The sequence below is a fragment of the Arthrobacter sp. SAFR-179 genome (assembly GCF_059414945.1).
The window spans coordinates 168,059-185,545 of the sequence record NZ_JBPFDM010000008.1; the positions used below are offsets into that span (position 1 = coordinate 168,059).

17 protein-coding genes are annotated in these 17,487 nt (G+C 65.7%); 8 read left to right on the top strand and 9 right to left on the bottom strand.

Features of this window, described 5'->3' with window-relative positions; translation table 11 throughout:
- Positions 1 to 170 precede the first annotated feature (170 nt).
- The 4 genes from ACR65K_RS14090 (at position 171) to ACR65K_RS14105 (ending at position 3,351) form a co-directional block, all read left to right on the top strand.
- A complete protein-coding gene (locus tag ACR65K_RS14090) occupies positions 171 to 671 on the top strand; it encodes a DUF427 domain-containing protein (RefSeq protein ID WP_056331121.1) in 501 nt (166 codons plus the stop codon).
- Positions 672 to 744: 73 nt separating this feature from the next.
- On the top strand, positions 745 to 1,455 hold the full coding sequence (locus ACR65K_RS14095; RefSeq protein WP_056331118.1) for a response regulator transcription factor: 711 nt from the start codon (positions 745 to 747) through the stop codon (positions 1,453 to 1,455).
- Between the two features lie 2 nt (positions 1,456 to 1,457).
- Positions 1,458 to 2,960, top strand: a complete 1,503-nt coding sequence (locus ACR65K_RS14100; RefSeq protein WP_056331116.1) for a sensor histidine kinase — start codon at positions 1,458 to 1,460, stop codon at positions 2,958 to 2,960.
- A 103-nt stretch (positions 2,961 to 3,063) separates the two neighbouring features.
- Positions 3,064 to 3,351: a WXG100 family type VII secretion target gene (locus ACR65K_RS14105; protein WP_056331113.1), complete on the top strand. Its 288-nt coding sequence runs from the start codon at positions 3,064 to 3,066 to the stop codon at positions 3,349 to 3,351.
- A gap of 25 nt (positions 3,352 to 3,376) precedes the next feature.
- Here the strand turns inward: ACR65K_RS14105 and ACR65K_RS14110 are convergent, their stop codons facing one another.
- Entirely contained in the window at positions 3,377 to 4,477 is a 1,101-nt protein-coding gene (locus tag ACR65K_RS14110; RefSeq protein WP_440153492.1) for an RNase H family protein, read from the bottom strand.
- Between the two features lie 302 nt (positions 4,478 to 4,779).
- Between ACR65K_RS14110 and ACR65K_RS14115 the strand changes: the two genes are divergently transcribed.
- The gene (locus ACR65K_RS14115) at positions 4,780 to 6,090 is read left to right on the top strand and encodes an ABC transporter substrate-binding protein (protein ID WP_440153494.1); all 1,311 of its coding nucleotides are present in this window, start codon (positions 4,780 to 4,782) and stop codon (positions 6,088 to 6,090) included.
- A gap of 82 nt (positions 6,091 to 6,172) precedes the next feature.
- Here the strand turns inward: ACR65K_RS14115 and groL are convergent, their stop codons facing one another.
- From groL to ACR65K_RS14140, 5 genes are all read right to left on the bottom strand, one after another.
- The gene (gene groL, locus ACR65K_RS14120) at positions 6,173 to 7,807 is read right to left on the bottom strand and encodes a chaperonin GroEL (RefSeq protein WP_056331105.1); all 1,635 of its coding nucleotides are present in this window, start codon (positions 7,805 to 7,807) and stop codon (positions 6,173 to 6,175) included.
- Between the two features lie 290 nt (positions 7,808 to 8,097).
- On the bottom strand, positions 8,098 to 9,381 hold the full coding sequence (locus ACR65K_RS14125) for an ABC transporter substrate-binding protein (RefSeq protein ID WP_440153495.1): 1,284 nt from the start codon (positions 9,379 to 9,381) through the stop codon (positions 8,098 to 8,100).
- A complete protein-coding gene (locus ACR65K_RS14130; RefSeq protein WP_156386126.1) occupies positions 9,378 to 9,584 on the bottom strand; it encodes a cold-shock protein in 207 nt (68 codons plus the stop codon). The genes ACR65K_RS14125 and ACR65K_RS14130 overlap by 4 nt, the downstream gene beginning before the upstream one ends.
- A 166-nt stretch (positions 9,585 to 9,750) precedes the next feature.
- On the bottom strand, positions 9,751 to 10,392 hold the full coding sequence (locus ACR65K_RS14135; RefSeq protein WP_440153497.1) for a LytR C-terminal domain-containing protein: 642 nt from the start codon (positions 10,390 to 10,392) through the stop codon (positions 9,751 to 9,753).
- Between the two features lie 50 nt (positions 10,393 to 10,442).
- Positions 10,443 to 10,772, bottom strand: a complete 330-nt coding sequence (locus tag ACR65K_RS14140; protein WP_018769531.1) for a DUF3263 domain-containing protein — start codon at positions 10,770 to 10,772, stop codon at positions 10,443 to 10,445.
- Positions 10,773 to 10,925: 153 nt separating this feature from the next.
- Here ACR65K_RS14140 and ACR65K_RS14145 point away from each other — a divergent pair, with 153 nt between their 5' ends.
- On the top strand, positions 10,926 to 11,696 hold the full coding sequence (locus tag ACR65K_RS14145; protein WP_440153498.1) for a uracil-DNA glycosylase: 771 nt from the start codon (positions 10,926 to 10,928) through the stop codon (positions 11,694 to 11,696).
- 14 nt (positions 11,697 to 11,710) lie between these two features.
- The gene (locus tag ACR65K_RS14150; RefSeq protein WP_440153499.1) at positions 11,711 to 12,550 is read left to right on the top strand and encodes a siderophore-interacting protein; all 840 of its coding nucleotides are present in this window, start codon (positions 11,711 to 11,713) and stop codon (positions 12,548 to 12,550) included.
- Between the two features lie 19 nt (positions 12,551 to 12,569).
- Here the strand turns inward: ACR65K_RS14150 and ACR65K_RS14155 are convergent, their stop codons facing one another.
- The 3 genes from ACR65K_RS14155 to ACR65K_RS14165 form a co-directional block, all read right to left on the bottom strand.
- Positions 12,570 to 14,057 carry a threonine/serine exporter family protein gene (locus tag ACR65K_RS14155; protein ID WP_056331088.1) on the bottom strand — a complete coding sequence of 496 codons (1,488 nt, stop codon included), beginning with the start codon at positions 14,055 to 14,057 and terminating at the stop codon, positions 12,570 to 12,572.
- Between the two features lie 33 nt (positions 14,058 to 14,090).
- Positions 14,091 to 15,407, bottom strand: a complete 1,317-nt coding sequence (locus ACR65K_RS14160; RefSeq protein WP_440153501.1) for a peptidoglycan bridge formation glycyltransferase FemA/FemB family protein — start codon at positions 15,405 to 15,407, stop codon at positions 14,091 to 14,093.
- Positions 15,408 to 15,538: 131 nt separating this feature from the next.
- The gene (locus tag ACR65K_RS14165) at positions 15,539 to 16,672 is read right to left on the bottom strand and encodes a lipid II:glycine glycyltransferase FemX (protein ID WP_440153503.1); all 1,134 of its coding nucleotides are present in this window, start codon (positions 16,670 to 16,672) and stop codon (positions 15,539 to 15,541) included.
- Positions 16,673 to 16,826: 154 nt separating this feature from the next.
- Between ACR65K_RS14165 and ACR65K_RS14170 the strand changes: the two genes are divergently transcribed.
- Positions 16,827 to 17,339 (top strand): TspO/MBR family protein, encoded by a 513-nt coding sequence (locus ACR65K_RS14170; protein WP_440153505.1) that lies wholly within the window; start codon positions 16,827 to 16,829, stop codon positions 17,337 to 17,339.
- Positions 17,340 to 17,487: the final 148 nt, after the last annotated feature.

Sequence of the window (17,487 nt, forward strand, 5' to 3'; positions counted from 1 at the left end):
GACAGGTGATCCGTTGGAACGCTGGTGCCGGGCTTGGCCGCCCGGCAAGCATCACTGTATTCCCGGGTGCAGTGCTGCGGAAGACGCGGGGCGGTGAACGTTCTTGCCGTGAATTGGGTTCCCGCATGCGGAGGCGTGCGGAGCAGCGGTCCCGGACGCACACTGGAAGCATGAGTCCACGAATCATTCCCGACGTGCCAGGGCCCGGCCAGGAGTCCGTCTGGGACTATCCCCGTCCACCGCGGATCGAACCGAGCACCGAACGGGTACGCATCGTCCTGGGCGGCGAGGTCATCCTTGACACCACCGATTCCCTCCGCGTTCTTGAGACCAGCCATCCACCGGTGTATTACGTGCTGCAGTCGGCATTTGTCCCCGGCGCGCTGGAACCCGCTGCGGGCAGCAGCTTCTGCGAGTTCAAGGGCGCGGCGGATTACCTGACCGTGCGCGGCGGCGGGAAGGAGGCGGAGGGCGCCGCCTGGTCCTATCCCGAGCCCGCGTCCGGGTTTGAGGTGCTCGCTGACCGGGTTGCCGTTTACCCGGGAAGGATGGATTACTGCGAAGTGGACGGGGAACGGGTGCGTGCGCAGCCCGGCCGCTTCTATGGCGGCTGGATCACCAGCCGGGTGGTGGGGCCCTTCAAAGGGGAGCCCGGAACCATGGACTGGTAGGTGCAAGCCTGCCCTCATCATGCTCACAACGAATATCCAGACAACTCCCAGACACTGGGAGCATGATGGGAGCATGAACAAGAACGGTCCAGAAGCCAGGCTGCTCGTCGTCGATGATGAACCCAACATCCGAGAGCTCCTCTCCACCTCATTGCGGTTCGCCGGCTTTGAAGTGGTCTCCGCCGCCAACGGGCGCGACGCCCTGGCCGCAGCGGACACCCACGCCCCTGACCTGGCCGTACTGGACGTCATGCTCCCGGACATGGACGGATTCACCGTGACCCGCCGGCTCCGTGCCTCCGGAAAGCACTTCCCGGTCCTCTTCCTCACGGCGAAGGACGACACTGAGGACAAAGTCACCGGCCTTACGGTAGGCGGCGACGACTACGTGACCAAGCCCTTCAGCCTCGACGAAGTGGTGGCCCGGATCCGCGCCGTGCTCCGCCGGACGCAGCCCCTCCTGGACGATGACGCGGTGATCCGGGTCGACGACCTGGAACTCGACGACGACGCCCACGAGGTGCGGCGCGGGGGCACGGTCATCGAACTCTCCCCCACCGAATTCAAGCTGCTGCGCTACCTCATGCTCAACCCCAACCGGGTCCTGTCCAAGTCGCAGATCCTGGACCACGTCTGGGAATACAACTTCAATGGCGACGCCTCCATCGTTGAGTCCTACATCTCCTACCTCCGGCGGAAAGTGGACATCGACCCGGAGGCGCCTGCCCTCATCCAGACCAAGCGCGGCGTGGGTTACGTGCTGCGGACGGCTGAAAAGCGCTGACCTTGCTTAAGCGGTGGAAATCGGCCTCGCTCAGGTCGCAGCTGGTGGCCATGATCATGGCCCTGCTGATCGTGGCCCTGACGGTCACCGGGACGGTCACGCTGACCCTGCTGCACAGCTATCTCCAGGGCCAGGTGGACGACAAGCTGAATGCCGCCGTCGACTCTGCCCGGAAACAACGCTCGTTCACCCAGCTGCAGGCACCCAGTTCCATTCCCACCGACTATTCGCTGATGCTCTTCGCCCCGGGTGAGGAGCCGTACACGTTCGGCGGGAATCCCGCCGACCACCCCGACATCAGCGCCATCACCGTGGAGCAGGCACAGGCCCGCGGGCTGGCGCCCTTCCAGGTCCGCGGGACTGACGGCGAAAACTGGCGGGTGGTTGCCGTAACTGTCCAAAACGGCCAGACCACCGCCGTGGTGGTCATCGGACTGCCCCTGGAGAGCGTTGACGATGTCCTCAAGCATGCCACCCTGGTGGTCACCGGCGTGGGCCTGTTGACGCTTCTGCTGGCCTCACTGATTGCCAGCTGGACCGTGTCGCGGTCATTCCGGCCCCTGGCCCGCGTGGAGAAGACGGCTGCTGCGATTGCCGCCGGTGACCTCTCCCGCCGTGTTGAGGTGGAGAACCCGGCAACCGAGCTTGGCAGGCTGAGCAGTTCGCTGAATGCCATGCTGGCGCACATCGAGACCGCGTTCGCTGCCCGGACCGCTTCCGAAGCACGGATGCGCCGCTTCGCCGCTGACGCATCCCACGAGCTGCGCACTCCCCTGGTCACCATCCGGGGATTCTCCGAGCTGTACCGCCATGGCGCCCTCGCCACGGACGAAGACGTTGCCACCGCCATGGGCAGGATCGAAAGCGAAGCCAAACGCATGGGGTCCATGGTGGAGGACCTGCTCCTGCTGGCCCGCCTCGATGAACAGCGGCCGCTGCAGCAGAAGCCGGTGGACCTTCAGCTCATTGCGCACGACGCCGTGGTTGACACCCAGGCCAGTGACCGGTCCCGGCTCATCACGCTCACCGGGCTCGACGACGGACCGGCGGCACCGGCCCCGGTGCTTGGGGACGAGGCCAAGCTGCGCCAGGTGGTGGGCAACCTCGTGGGCAACGCCTTGCGCTACTCCCCTGAAGGCAGCCCCATCGAACTCGCCGTCGGAGTCCGCAGGACCGACGCCGGGGAACGTTCGGTCATCGAAGTGCGGGACCATGGGCCGGGCATTTCGGAAGAGGATGCAGCCAAGGTCTTTGAACGCTTTTACCGGGCTGACACCTCCCGGACCAGGGAAACGGGCGGCAGCGGCCTTGGGCTCGCCATCGTGGCGGCAATCGTGGGATCCCATGGCGGGTCGGTAAGGGTGGAAAAGACCGACGGCGGCGGCGCCACACTGGTGGTCAGCCTTCCGCGGCGTGAGGACGCAGCCAGCACTGACGGCGTGGACGGGCAGGACACTGCTGCCCCTGCCGAAGCCACTGGCGGCGGATCAGTTATCCACATATAGCCGCCGGCCATGGCTGGCTCCTGCCCCTGCTCCATAGGCTGATTCCAGCAGCCCGGATCCGCCGGGCGCGGGCGTTCCCGCCCGCCGTTCGAAAGGGACAGCCATGAGCATCATTTCCGTCGACACTGAATTACTGCAGCTGAAATCCGCCAACGTCCAGGCAACCGTGGACCGGATCAGTACCGATGTGCAAACAATGAAGCGCGGCCTCGACGAACTACAGGGTTCATGGCGCGGTTCCGCGGCCACCAGCTTCCAGGCGCTCGTCACCGAATGGACCATCACCCAAGGCCGGGTGGAGGCGTCGCTGGCATCCATCAACGCGGCCCTGGCCTCTGCCGCCGCCACGTATGTCCAGGCCGAGCAGGGGAACACGCAGCGGTTCAGCTGACGATCCGGTCCAGCCGGATGGGGACCTAGGCTTCCGGCGTTCCCTGATGGAACCGCAGCCGCCACCGGCCGCCGTCCAGGACCCACAGCGAGCTGCGCAGCGTGGTGCCGGAGCGGGCGAAGCTCCGGTAGGTGAGGAGGACGGCGCCGGCGCCGATGCGGTCAACACCCAGGATCTCGATGTCGGTCCGTTCCCCTGGGTCCTCTTCGAGGGCCATCATCATGGCGTCCCGGGTCCAGACCCTTCCGGAGCTGCCGATCTCCATGAAGTCCGGGTGCAGCAGGACAGCGGTCCGGCCGATGTCCCCCCGGACCAGTGGCCCCAGCAGCTCGCGTTCGAGCTCTTCCACCAGGGCCTCGGGCGGGATGGAGCCGGCCTGCTGCGTTGCCTCGGCCTCTTCAAGGGCTTCGCTGTCCAGTTCACTGAACAGGTCCAGTTCATCGAAGGCAGCGACCGGTTCAGGTATGGCCGGGGGCCGGCCGCCGCCCGCCACAGGTGCGCCGGCGCCGGGTCGCGTTGCCTGGCGCGCAGATGCAGCGGCCGGGATGGCAAGGGTGGCGGAAGGGATGTCCAGGGTGGCGGGCTGCAGGCCACTGCCGGAGGGTGCCTGGGCATTCGCGCTTCGCCCGGAAGCGGCCTGGTGTGTGCCCGGATGGTGTCCGCCGGGGAAGCCGGGGCCGGACCTTGCTGCCACTCCCTGCTGGTAGGCAGTCGCCGCGGCCCTGGCCCGTTCGTCGGCGGCCTCGTTCAGCTCATGGCCGGCGTGGCCCTTGACCCACTCAAACGTGTAGGTCCGGCCGGCCAATGCGCGGTCGAGTTCCTTCAACAGTTCCACGTTCAGGACGGGCTTTCCATCAGCCTTGCGCCAGCCCTTGCGCTTCCAGCCCGGCATCCACTTGGTAATGGAGTTGATGACATACTGGCTGTCGCAAAGGATGCGCAGGTCTTCCCCGGGCAGATGCGCGGTTGCGCGCAGGAGGTCAAGGACAGCCATCAGCTCGCCCTGGTTGTTGGTACCGTGCGGCCAGCCTCCGGCCCGCCAGCAATCGTCATTCACATACCAGGCCCAACCGGCCGGGCCGGGATTTCCCAAGGCCGAACCATCAGCCGCTGCAGTAATCGTCACCAATCCATCCTGCCAGAAGCCACGGACAACGGAATGCCACTGGCGGCCAGGATCCCGAACGGTCGACCCCGCCCTTGCGCGCTTGGCAGGCTCGCGTGCAGGGCCGGGCCAGGTCCGTGGGCGCGAACGCGGAATAGGCACGACCTCCCCCCCCGTACGGGAAAACGTTTACCGAAAGTTCTTGACGAAAGCGGCGGCCCCGCGAAACAATCACAGCATTACCTAAGAAAGCGGTTTCTCACTGGAGTGGTCAACAACCATTGCTGCCCCCACCGAGAGGAGCCAACCCGGAAGGAACATCAATGAAGATTCCAGTCGTAAGCCGACGCCGCTTCCAGATGGGTGCCGCCGCACTGGCCCTCTCCATCCTGGCCACCGGCTGCGGAGCCCCCGGCGGGTCAGGCGACAACGGCCAGGTCACCCTGCGGTTCGCCTGGTGGGGAAATGAATACCTGAACGCACAGACGGACAAGGTCATCGCGGCCTTCGAAGCATCGCATCCCAACATCAAGATCAAGGCCGAACCTGGCGAATGGTCCAGCTACTGGGACAAGCTGGCAACCAAGACTGCCGCCAATGATGCGCCGGACGTCATCCAGATGGACCAGAAATACATCGCAGAGTACGGCGGCCGCGGAGCGCTGCTGGACCTGTCCAAACAGAACGGCATCGATACCTCAAAACTGGACAAGGAAGCACTGGCCTCCGGCCAGTACGACGGCGCCCAGTACGGGCTGAGCACCGGCCAGAACGCCTACGTCATCATGGCCAACACCAAGGTCTTCCAGGACGCGGGAGTGCCCGTTCCGGACGACAAGACGTGGACGTGGAAAGACTTCGTGGAGACGGCGGCGAAGATCAGCGCGGCAGGAGACGGAAAGAGCTACGGGGCCGCTTATGGGAGCAACGAAGCTGACCTGATCATCTGGCTCCGCCAGCACGGGGAAAACCTGTACTCGGCGGACGGCAAGCTCGACTTTGAGACCGCCACTGCGGCGTCCTTCTGGGAACGGCTCAAGGAACAACGCGACTCCAAGGCCAGCCCGCCGGCCACCGTGGCCACCGAGGACGCAGGCGCCGGCCTGGAGGAAAGCCTGTTTGGAACGAACCGGGTGGGCATGGCCTGGTGGTGGACCAACCAGCTTGGTTCGCTTCAAGCCACCACCGGCAGCAGCATCAAAATGCTGCGGGCCCCCAGCGTCGACGGAACCTCGGCCGGCAACGGCATGTACTACAAGCCCACCATGTTCTGGTCAGCTTCCTCCCGCTCAAAGCATCCCCAGCAGGCCGCCGAGTTCATCAACTACCTCACCAACAGCCCGGAGGCGGGCGCTATCCTGATGACCGACAGGGGCGTCCCCACCAACTCGGAAATCGTTGCCGGCATCACCCCGCAACTCAAGCCGGCCGACACCACGGTGGTTGGTTTCCTGAAGGACATCGCACCGGACATCAAGGAAGCACCGCCGGTCCCGCCAGTGGGTGCAGGCAGCGTCCAGAACGTCATCAAGCGGTACACCGATGAAGTGCTGTATGACCGGATGACTCCGCAGGCCGCGGCGGAAGCCTTTAAAAAGGAAGTCCAGGGAATGCTGGACTCGGCCCGCAAGTAATTCCACCGGACACAAAAATGCGGCCCCCTCACAAACGAGGGGGCCGCATTTTGTTTAGCGGGACAGGTCCCGGCAGGAAGGCTTAGAAGCCGCCCATGCCACCCATGCCGCCCATGTCGTCTCCGCCTGCGGGAGCAGCGTTCTTCTCCGGCTTGTCAGCCACCACTGCTTCGGTGGTGAGGAACAGGCCGGCGATCGAAGCCGCGTTCTGCAGGGCAGAGCGGGTTACCTTGACGGGATCGTTGACGCCGGCAGCCAGCAGGTCGACGTACTCGCCGGTTGCTGCGTTCAGGCCGTGGCCTGCGGGGAGGCCGCGGACCTTGTCCACAACCACGCCGGGCTCGAGGCCTGCGTTGAAGGCGATCTGCTTCAGCGGGGCGTCGATGGCAACACGGACGATGTTGGCACCGGTTGCCTCGTCGCCGGACAGCTGCAGGTTGGCGAATGCCTTGGCGCCGGCCTGGATCAGGGCCACGCCGCCACCGGCCACGATGCCTTCTTCAACTGCAGCCTTGGCATTGCGGACTGCGTCCTCGATGCGGTGCTTGCGTTCCTTGAGCTCAACCTCGGTGGCGGCACCGGCCTTGATGACTGCAACGCCGCCGGCCAGCTTGGCCAGGCGTTCCTGCAGCTTCTCGCGGTCGTAGTCGGAGTCTGAGTTCTCGATCTCGGCGCGGATCTGGGAAACGCGGCCTGCGATCTGGTCGGCGTCGCCGGCCCCTTCGACGATGGTGGTCTCGTCCTTGGTGACAACAACCTTGCGGGCCTGGCCCAGGAGCTCCAGGCCGGCGTTCTCCAGCTTGAGTCCAACCTCTTCGGAAATGACCTGGCCGCCGGTGAGGACGGCGATGTCGGCCAGCTGGGCCTTGCGGCGGTCACCGAAGCCCGGAGCCTTGACCGCGACGGACTTGAAGGTGCCACGGATCTTGTTCACGATCAGGGTGGCCAGGGCCTCGCCCTCGATGTCCTCGGCGATGATCAGCAGCGGCTTGTTGGACTGCATGACCTTTTCCAGGACAGCAACCAGTTCCTTGACGTTGGAGATCTTGGAGTTGACGATCAGGATGTACGGATCCTCGAGGACCGTTTCCTGGCGCTCGGTGTCCGTGACGAAGTAGGCGGAAATGTAGCCCTTGTCGAAGCGCATGCCTTCGGTGAGCTCGAGCTCCAGGCCGAAGGTGTTGGACTCCTCGACCGTGATGACGCCTTCCTTGCCCACCTTGTCCAGGGCTTCGGCGATGAGCGCACCAATCTCGTCGTCACCGGCGGAGATGGAGGCGGTGGCCGCGATCTCTTCCTTGGTTTCGATTTCCTTGGCGGAGTTCAGCAGCTCGGCGGTGACGGCGTCAACAGCCTTCTCGATGCCGCGCTTGAGGGACAGCGGGTCGGCGCCGGCGGCAACGTTGCGCAGGCCTTCCTTGACCAGGGCCTGTGCCAGCACGGTAGCCGTGGTGGTGCCGTCACCGGCGACGTCGTCGGTCTTCTTGGCAACTTCCTTGACCAGCTCGGCGCCGATCTTCTCGTAAGGATCGTCCAGCTCGATCTCCTTGGCGATGGAAACACCATCGTTGGTGATCGTGGGGGCGCCCCACTTCTTTTCGAGGACGACGTTGCGTCCACGCGGGCCGAGGGTGACCTTAACGGCGTCGGCGAGGGTGTTCAGGCCACGCTCAAGGCCGCGGCGTGCCTCTTCATCAAATGCAATGATCTTGGCCATAACGGCAGTAGTCCTTTCGGGACAGTCGTTAAGAATGAACCTTCGCTGCAGTGCCCGCGACGGACGATCCTTTGACGGCGGCCTCTGTATGCCTCCGGGTGGGGATCTCACTGAAGTGAGGTGTTTCTTTCGCTCCTCGACCGGTGCCACGCGCTGCCGGCCGGGACCAGGCTTTGCTTTAGCAGTCGGTACGTCAGAGTGCTAACTCAATAATTAGCACTCCCCAGGTGAGAGTGCAAGCGAAAAGACGCCGGACGGCCGGGGAAAGGGAGTCGCTTCGCCCAGGGCGATCAGCCGGCGCGTCCGGCCGTCTCCCGGCCTGTGGGGCTGGGGTTGTTGTCCGGGCCATACCTATAGACGGAGAAAACAGCGCTGGTGATGTCCCCGTTGGAATCGAAGGCAACCGGGCCCGATTCGCCGTCGTAATTAATGTCCCGGCTGGCGGCGAGCCCGCCCAGGCACTCCTTGTAGGTCAGGCACGGGGCAGGCGCCGATGCGCCCGCACTGCCACTCCCCGCAGGTGCAGTCCCTCCCGATACCGGGATCAGGTTGGCAGCGATGGAGCGTCCCGCGTCATCCTGGACCCTGGCAGCGGCCAGTGCCGCCAGCGTTACGGCGTCGTAGGTTTCAGCCGCATAGGAAACATCCTTCAGGGATGGATCCACGGCCAGGAGTCTTCCCTGGAAGGCGGCGGTGGGCAGCTGGCCGGGGACCACGGCGCGGGCGCCGTCCAGGACGCGGGAGGCGAGCCCGGACCCGTAGCGGGCGAAGCCGCCGTCACTGAGGATGATTTTCGAACCGTTGAGGCCGGAATTGTTCAGCTCGGCCAATGCCCCCTGCGCACCTTCCCGGGCAATGAGGACGACGGCGTCCGGGTTGGCCTTGGCGGTGGAGCGTGCGGCCTGGGCGGCGTCACCGGGCTTGAAACCGGCCCCGGGCAGGACCGTGAGGCCGGACTGCCGGGCAGCCTCCGTGACGGCAGCCGAGAGGTCCTTGCCGTAGGCACCTTCCTGGTGCAGCACGCTGATGGTGGCCGCCCCGGCGTCCCTGGCGAGCTTGGCAAGCACGGGCCCTTGTGCGACGTCGGCGGCAGCGGTGCGGAAGTAGTAGCCTCCACTGGCGATTCCGGAGAGGGCGGCAGCGGTGTTGGCCGGCGAGATGAGGGGTATATGCGCGCGGGACAGGACGTCCACAGCGGCGGTTGCGTGGCTGGAATCTGTCGGTCCAATGACCACATCCGCTTTGGCGTCCACCAGGTCACTCGCCTGCCCTGCGGCTTCCCGGTCGGGATGCGCCGGGAGCAGCTCCACCGGCCGGCCTTTGTGTCCGCCGGCTGCGTTGATCTCCTGGATGGCCAGCTTGGCGGCGGCCAACTGGGGAGCATTAAGGAAGGCATTGTTGCCGGTGTTGTCCAGGATCAGGCCCACCCTGAGCACACCGTCTCCGGAGGCTTCCGCTGTGTCCACCCTGGCGTTGCCGCCGGCCCCCGAGCAAGCCGTGACCGCCAGGACCGCTGCCAGGGAAACGGCCAGTGCCGGACGGACGCGGACGGTGGAACTGTACAACCCGGTCACTGGGCGGGCCGGACGTTTTCCGCCTGGGGGCCTTTTTCGCCCTCCCCGAGGTCCAGCTGCACCCGCTGTCCCTCATCGAGGGCGCGGTAGCCCTCCCCCTGGATCGCGGACCAGTGGACAAAGACGTCGTCACCGGAGCCGTCAACGGTGATGAAGCCATAGCCCTTGTCAGCGTTGAACCATTTGACGGTTCCCAGTGCCATGATGAACAACTCTTTCCGTTGGGGGCCGGGTGGGACCGGACCGTGGGGCTTAGAGCCGGGCCGGCCCTGGCCTGGAAATCACTCTAGCCAATCCCCGCAGCCCGGCGCTGACAGCGGCCTGCCGTGGACCAGGAACGTTATGCAGGCGTGACTGGAGCGGGTGCGGCTACCGGTATCCGGGGCCCAGCACTACCACCAGCGGCACCTGGAATTCGGCGCTGCTTACCACTGTGGGGATGTTGAGCAGCTCGGCAAGCGCCTGCGCGCTGGCCAGCTGCTGGGGGCCGGAGTAGAAGATCACGGAGGATTTCTGTGGGGCGCCGGACCAGTTGCCCACCTGGCCCAGGCGCCACCCGTCAGCCTGGACCGTTCCGCCGACCCGGCTGGCCAGGCCCGCTGTGCCTGCGGCGTTATAGACGGCAACGGCCTGGGTCCTGTCGACGACGGCCTGCGGGGTGGTGGCGGAAGGGCTCGCCTGGGGCTCTGCGTCATTGCTCTGGGTTGGCACGGACGAAGCAGACGGCGCCGGCACAGCAGGAGGAGCGGATGCCTGGGTGGCCGAGGGGGTGGTTCCGGTGCCGGCCAGCGGGGCGGACTCCACGTTTGCCGATGCCTGGCTCACCGTGGCGTTCAGCCCGAGCTTGGGAAGGATCAGGAAGGACACCAGCCCAATGGCCAGGGCCGCCATTCCCACCGCCAGGATGGGCCAGAGCCGCACCCGGGACGGGGCCGAGGCCGTCCGGTGGACACCTTGTCGCGACGCGGCCTCCGGGACCTTGTCGAATTCATCGCGGGCGTATCTGGTCATGGTGGAAGGACATCCTTGTTGATTGCGGCGGTTGTCCCGGCCTGGGCGTATTAAGCGTCTGATCCCAGGCGCCGGGCGGTGCGCGCGCGGTGGCGCGACGTACGTAGTCTACGCAATCTCTTCACCAGCATGGGATCGTGGGCCAGGGCATCCTCCCGGTCGATCAGAGCGTTGAGAAGCTGGTAGTAATGCGTCGCGGAGAGGTCGAACAGGTCGCGGATGGCCTGTTCCTTGGCCCCGGCGTACTTCCACCACTGCCGTTCCAGGGCCAGCATCTGCTGTTCCCGCTCGGAGAGGGAGGACTCACGGAGGGTGAAATCCGCCAGGAGGGACTTCCGCGGATCCTGCTCCGGCAGGTGTTCCCGGGCCGGTTCCGCCACGGCACACTCCTTCGCTGGTTACGGTAAATGTCTTACCCCCATGCTACCGGTCGAATAACACCAGTGTCATTCGCCGCCGCCCCGCTGGAGGTGGGGCCGTCGGGAGGTCTTTAGCCGAACGCCCGCAAGGAGGGCGCCTGCAAGAATGGAACGATGTTTGAATCGGACGCGCTCTTCGAGCTGGAGCAGGACCCGGCGGACGGAACCCGCTTCGCTGACCTGGCTGTCCTGCCCCTGGCGGAGCTGATGGCTCCGGACTGGGCGGCGGCCCTGCAGGGCGTGGAGGGCAAGCTCCGGTCGGTTTTGGCCTTCCTTGCAGCTGAAGAGGCGGCGGGGCACCAGCTCCTGCCGCCACCGTCGAACGTCCTGCGCGCCTTCCGCCAGCCCTTCGAGGACGTGAAGGTCCTCATCGTGGGCCAGGATCCCTACCCCACGCCGGGACACGCCGTCGGCCTGTCATTTTCCGTCGAGCCGCACGTCCGGCCCCTCCCCCGCAGCCTGGTGAACATTTACAAGGAGCTTGAGTCGGACCTTGGCATTCCGCCGCGTGCCCATGGCGACCTCTCGGCGTGGACGGAGCAGGGTGTGCTGCTCCTGAACCGCGTGCTCACTGTCAGGGCAGGCTCGGCGGGTTCCCACCGGGGCAAGGGCTGGGAGGAGATTACGACGGCGGCAGTCACCGCCCTCGCCAACCGCCGGGCTGCGGACGGGTCCAGAAAACCGCTGGTGGCGGTGTTGTGGGGCAAGGAGGCCGAGGGCGTCCGGCCGCTCCTGGCCAGTGCCCCCGCCGTCAGCAGCCCCCACCCAAGCCCGCTGTCCGCCTCCCGCGGTTTCTTTGGCTCCCGGCCGTTCAGCCGCGTCAACCAACTGCTGCGTGAACAAGGTGCGCCGGCCGTAACCTGGGAGCTCCCGCCGTCGCCCTAGCTTAGGCTTGCCTTATGAGCACCGTCCCCGCCGCCACCAGCGCCACGAAGAAGAGCCGACCCCAGGTCAACCTGACCGTGCTGCGCAAGGAGCAGCTGTCCCCGCACATGGTCCGGATCGTGGCCGGCGGAGAGGGCTTCAGCGACTTCGCCAACAACGGCTTCGCGGACCGGTACGTGAAAATCGTCTTCCCCCAGCCCGGCGTGGATTACCCCTCCCCGCTGGACCTGTGGGCTGTCCGGGAAACCATGCCGCGCGAGCAGTGGCCGTTCACCCGCACCTACACGCTGCGCTGGGTGGATCCTGAGGCCCGGGAGCTGGCCATCGACTTTGTGGTCCACGGCGACGAGGGCCTGGCGGGTCCCTGGGCAGCCGCGGCCCAGCCCGGCGACAACCTCACGTTCACGGGCCCCGGCGGCGCCTACAACCCCAACCCGGACGCGGACTGGTACCTGTTCGCAGGAGATGAAGCTGCGCTGCCGGCCATCGCCGCCTGCATCGAGGCGCTGCCGGCCGACGCCACCGGCCTTGCCTTCCTGGAGGTGGGTTCCGAGGCCGACATCCAGCCCATCTCAGCCCCGGCGGGGCTGGACATCACCTGGCTGGCCCGCAACGGCGCTCCGGCAGGTTCCAGCGATCTGCTGGTCAAGGCGGTGGCGGAGGCCGAGTGGCCCGGCGGCACTGTGGATGTGTTTGCACACGGCGAACGCGGCTACATGAAGTCCCTCCGCGAAGTCTTCTTCAAGCAGCGCGGCCTGGAGCGCCGGCAGGTGTCCCTCTCCGGATACTGGGCACAGGGCCGGGTGGAGGATGTATTCCAGGCCGAGAAGAAGCTCCCCGTCGGCCAGATCTAGGCGGACCTGCTGCTGAAGGCTAGCGGCGGCGGGCCCGGCGCCGCTCGTTGCTTGCAAGGCTGCGGGTCAGCGGGCGGGCCAGCACGTCGCCCAGGACGATTCCCCCGGCCGTTCCCAGCACGATGGCCCCGGCACTGAGCATTCCTCCCGCGCCGGCCAGGATTTCAGACTCCTCCACGGTCAAGACATACATGGAACGGAATATAGTGAGGCCCGGCAGCAGGATCAGGGCGGCGGGAACTGCCACCACAAGCTGGGGCGCCCCCATCCGCAAGGCCACCACCCTTGCCAGCAGCCCAATGACGACGGCGGCGATGGCAGGGGCGAAACGGTCGCCGATGCCGAGCAGGCCGCAGCCGAGCAGCACGAGGTAGCCCGCCACGCCGACGCCTGCCGTGGGCAGCAGGAGCTTCCAGGTGGTCTGTTCGGTGATGCCGATGGCCATCACTGCAGCGGCCACGAAGATGATGAGGACCCACAGATCGTAGGCGGGCGGGAAGGTCTGCGTGACGTCGATGCGCTGCAGCCCGGTCAGCTCCCCCACCACGAAGGCCACGGCGATCCCGGCAACGATCGCACCGAACGTCAGCAGGGTGGAGAGGAACCGTCCGGCCGCCGTCACCGGGAAGCCGTTGATGGCGTCCTGCACAGAGGACACCAGGCGTCCGGTGGGCAGGAGCAGCAGGATGCCGCCCACCACCACGATGGACGGCGACGCGGTGAGACCGAACTGCCAGAGCAGCAGCGCCAGCATGGTGACCACGAAGGAGCAGCTGGCGGTGATGAAGAAGTCCGGCACCCGCCAGCGCCCCAGCTGCCGGGCCAGCAGGCTGATACCAATATTGGCCGCGAAGGCAACGGCCGAGGACACGGGACCGCCACCGAGCACGCCGACAAACACGGCGGCGAAGATGCCGAAGGCCACCGTGACCATCCAACGCGGGTACGGCTTGGGGCTGGTGATGGCCTCGTTCAACCGGCGGATCGCTTCGTCACGGCCCACGCCGCCTGCCACGATGTCCGTGACCAGCTGGTGCACCTTTGCCAGGCCGGCATAGTTGTTGGTCCAGGATCGTACAACACGCAGCAAGGCGATGGGCGTCTGGTCCTTGGGCGCGTAATTGATGCCCACGGACTGGTTGGTGATGTCCACCTCGATGTTCTTCAGCCCCAGGGCCGCGGTGACGGCGATGATGCTGGTCTCCACTTCGAGGGCGCCGGCACCGTACCGGAACATGGTCTCGGCCAGGTGCAGGGCGAAGTCCAGGGTTTTCCGGGCGGACGTATCCACGCCGCCCACCTGGATGGTGGGGTTGGCGTACGGGCTGCCGGCCAGCCGGTCCACGATGCTCAACGGTGCCGTTGGCGGGTTCTCCCCCTGTACCAGGCGGCGCAGCATCCTCTTGGCGGCAGCATCCTGCCGAAGCTGCGCAGGGGTCAGCGGTTCAGTCTTGGGCAGGCCGTCAGTCTTCGGCCTGTGCCCTGGCCGTGCGGGCCGGTCGGTCATGCCCGTTTCCTCCCTGTACGCGGTCTATGACGGTCAGGCTGCACGCTTCAGGGGCAGCTTGCCCAGCAGCGTGCGGGCGGCCGCCGCAGCGGACCTGGCAAGCCGGTTGGCGTGGAAGACGGCGGGCCGGACCGGCAGGACGAAGTCGCCCACCAGCTGGACCACTTCCCCGCCGAATCCCTTCTTGAATTCGTAGCCGCCGTGGCCTTCCTCGTCCTGGCCGGAGATGCCGAAGGTGCCGTAGAAGTTGTACCTCGGGTATCCCTTCTCGAGCGCATGCAGCATCATTCCCCAGTACAGGGAGGTGGCGCCGTTGAAGTAGATGTAGTCCTGGACGGTGCCGCCGATGACGCACACCACCTCGTCGCCGTAGCAGACGAAGTGGATGGCGGCCACGGTGGCAGTCCCTACCGAATCGGGGAACCTCTCGATGTCCTTCAGGCTCCGCTCGTAGCTGTCCACCAGGTCCTGGACCACTTTGAGGCGATTGGCTTTCTTCTTGCTGCCGGTCTCCTCCACTTCACGGCGGAGATCTGCTGCGGTGGCGGATTCGGTGGCCAGGCGCTCAGTGATGGATTTCCGGTATGCCGGGATGTCGATCTTGGCCATCATCAGCTTGGTGAATTCCGCAGAGGTGGTGCGGAGCAGGTGTTCGTAGTATTCGCGTTCGCGGTAGACGAATCCCTTTTCGTCACCGGCACGGCTCAGGGCGCCGTAGAAATCGTCCAGGGTTTCCAGGGTGGCCTGCTCCAGGAAGACGCCGTTCTTTTCGGCCTTGCGGATGGCTTTGCGGGTCCGGTAGCTGGTGCTCATGATCAGTTCTTCGGCGTCCTGGATGCCCACCAGGTTCTTGATGAACATCCAGTTGACGTTGACGAAGTTCATGTCCAGGCCCTGGTGCCGGAACCCCAGCCGTTCCAGGTCGGCCACCAAGGGCCGGTTGTCCTCGATCCCGGGGTGCTCGGCGCCGTCAGCATCGCGGGCGATGTACCTGGCGTTCGGCGAGATCCGGAGTTCGGCGGCCTTGCGGCCTGCCGCGTGCTTGCGTAGAAGTTCGACGACGGCACGTACCTGTTCATTGTCCGTGTAGTCCATGAGGGGGCCCTTGGCGCATTCGCAGACGGTGTATCCGAGGCGGGTGATGGTGTAGTTCAGCTTTCCTGCTGCCACCAGTTCCCCGTTGCGCCGGACGCCGAAGAGTTCCACCTGCTGGCCGCGGGAGCGCTGGAAGCGGGCAAAATCGATGGACTGCAGGAAGCTGTTCTGCGGGTGCTTCAGGGCGAAGGCCTCAAATTCGGCGTCGCTGAGGTTGGCGTACTCAAGCCCGGTAGCGGCGGTAACTGGATTCAAGGGGTGACCTTCTTCTGGACTCTTCGCGGCCTGGTGGGCACGCGCTGGACGGGCGGTGTTCGGAGCGGGCCGCAACGGATGTGTACGGGGCCTGCTGGGTCGCGTTGGTTTTTCGGTGTGGCGGCGGCAGGTCAGTAGAACTGCTGGCCGGTCCTTGCGGTTTCGATGCGGCGGAAGACCTTTTCGCCGCCCTTGACCCAGAGCCGGTGCCGCAGCGGGGAAAGGACGTAGTCGTGGCAGCCCACAAAGTCGGTGACTGTCTTGGTGAAGCTGGTCTTGAACATGCCCATTCCGTAGAGGTTGTGGGTCTTGTCCTTGATCCGTGCAGCCGGCGGGGTTCCGCAGAAGTCGTATTCCGTGCAGCCGAGCTCCTGCATCCGCCGGATGGCGGCCCACTGCACCAGGTGCGAGTCCCCGTACTGCTTGCGGTTCTGGGTGGAACCGCCGTCCTTGTAGGTTGCCTTGGCACCGTAGTTGATGACGAATGCGCCAACGCTGGGCTTTCCGTCCTCGTAGGTGAAGAAAAAGTTTCCCTGGCCGCGGTTGCAGAACTCGTCCCAGAACCGTGCGTAGTAGTCGTAGCTGCGCAGGGGCATGGATCCCTTGGCGTTGACGGTGTTGGCCATCAGGTCGTACAGGGCGCGGTAGGTTTCAGGTCCTTGTTCCTGCCGGACCACCTGGCAGCCTTCGCGCTCAGCGCGCCGGATGGCATTGCGGGCGCGCGAGGAGATGGCTTTGAAGACTTCGTCCCCGGAGGCCGAGATGTCCAGCAGGGCGGTGGAGTCATTGGACTGGATATTGGGCGCCTTGACCAAGCCGGCTTCGCGCAGTTCCTCCTGCGCCTCGTCGGAATCGATGATGTCCGGCTCCACCTTGATGGTGAAGACGTTCAGCTTCCTGCTGCGGACAAAGGATGCGCAGGCTTCGAGGGCGGCTCCAAGGTCCGCTGCAGCCGCCAGGTCGGGGCCCTTGATCAGGTACCACAAACGTCCCAGGACGGGGAAGCTCCTCTCCAGCACCAGGTTGTAGCTGGCGTTTCCGTCGCCTTCCAGCACCAGGAACCGGACTTTCCAGCCGCTTCCGTTCTTGACCGATGCGTAGGCTGCGGACTGCAGCATATTGCCGCCGTTCGGGTTGGCCGTGACGTGCTTGTCCCAGTTTTCGATTTCCTCGGCGGTGGCAAAACGTGCGGTGAATTGTCGCAAGGGGGCCTTGTCCAATCGGGTCTGTGCGCGGTTTCTGTACTTCTGGATGCGTGCGGACATGCAGCCTCAAGTCTAAAGCCTGATGTGCTTCCGGCTTTTCCCCGCACGGCGGGACAGCGCGCCTTCCGCCGTGCCGGGTGCCCGCTTGACGGCGCTGTTGGCGTTGAACAAGGGTTGAGGCATGAGGCCGAATGGGAAAGAAACCACAGCTCGCATGGGAAGCGGCAGGCAGCCCTACAGCGCCGGGATTCAGGTGGCCGCGCTCATCGGATTCCTGGTGGCGTCCCTGGTGGTGGCAGCGCTGGGGGGCCTGGCCTCCGCGGCAAATGTCACGGGCTGGTACGCCACCGCCGACAAGGCACCGTGGTCCCCTCCCAACGGCGTGTTTGGCCCCGTCTGGACCATCCTCTATACCGCAATGGCCGTGGCCGCCTGGCTGGTATGGCGTAAGCGGACCAACCGGACACGGCCGGCGCTGGCCGCCTACGCCGTCCAGCTGGTCCTCAATCTCGCCTGGACCCCGGCGTTCTTTGCCCTCTACCCCGCCCTCGGCACACCGGCATTGTGGCTGGGGCTGGTCGTCATCCTTGCGCTCATTGCCGCCGTCGCGGTAACGGTCCTGTTTTTCGGCCCCATCAGCCGGACGGCCGGACTGCTCCTGCTGCCCTACATGTCATGGCTGGTGTTCGCTGCCAGCCTGAACTGGTGGGCGGCAGCGCACAACTAGGCGCAGGGAACACCAGTCAGCTGCCGTGCCCACCGTGCCGTGTGGGTGGCGGTCAGCATTCGACGACGTTTACGGCGAGGCCGCCCATGGCGGTTTCCTTGTATTTGGAGGACATGTCCTTGCCGGTTTCGCGCATGGTGATGATGAC

Excerpts from the sequence above, each read along its gene's own strand:
- ACR65K_RS14090 (WP_056331121.1), top strand. The coding sequence starts at position 171 with ATGAGTCCACGAATCATTCCCGACGTGCCAGGGCCCGGCCAGGAGTCC.
- ACR65K_RS14095 (WP_056331118.1), top strand. The coding sequence starts at position 745 with ATGAACAAGAACGGTCCAGAAGCCAGGCTGCTCGTCGTCGATGATGAA.
- ACR65K_RS14105 (WP_056331113.1), top strand. The coding sequence starts at position 3,064 with ATGAGCATCATTTCCGTCGACACTGAATTACTGCAGCTGAAATCCGCC.
- ACR65K_RS14115 (WP_440153494.1), top strand. The coding sequence starts at position 4,780 with ATGAAGATTCCAGTCGTAAGCCGACGCCGCTTCCAGATGGGTGCCGCC.
- groL (WP_056331105.1), bottom strand. The coding sequence starts at position 7,807 with ATGGCCAAGATCATTGCATTTGATGAAGAGGCACGCCGCGGCCTTGAG.
- ACR65K_RS14130 (WP_156386126.1), bottom strand. The coding sequence starts at position 9,584 with ATGGCACTGGGAACCGTCAAATGGTTCAACGCTGACAAGGGCTATGGC.
- ACR65K_RS14135 (WP_440153497.1), bottom strand. The coding sequence starts at position 10,392 with ATGACCAGATACGCCCGCGATGAATTCGACAAGGTCCCGGAGGCCGCG.
- ACR65K_RS14145 (WP_440153498.1), top strand. The coding sequence starts at position 10,926 with ATGTTTGAATCGGACGCGCTCTTCGAGCTGGAGCAGGACCCGGCGGAC.
- ACR65K_RS14150 (WP_440153499.1), top strand. The coding sequence starts at position 11,711 with ATGAGCACCGTCCCCGCCGCCACCAGCGCCACGAAGAAGAGCCGACCC.
- ACR65K_RS14155 (WP_056331088.1), bottom strand. The coding sequence starts at position 14,057 with ATGACCGACCGGCCCGCACGGCCAGGGCACAGGCCGAAGACTGACGGC.
- ACR65K_RS14165 (WP_440153503.1), bottom strand. The coding sequence starts at position 16,672 with ATGTCCGCACGCATCCAGAAGTACAGAAACCGCGCACAGACCCGATTG.
- ACR65K_RS14170 (WP_440153505.1), top strand. The coding sequence starts at position 16,827 with ATGGGAAGCGGCAGGCAGCCCTACAGCGCCGGGATTCAGGTGGCCGCG.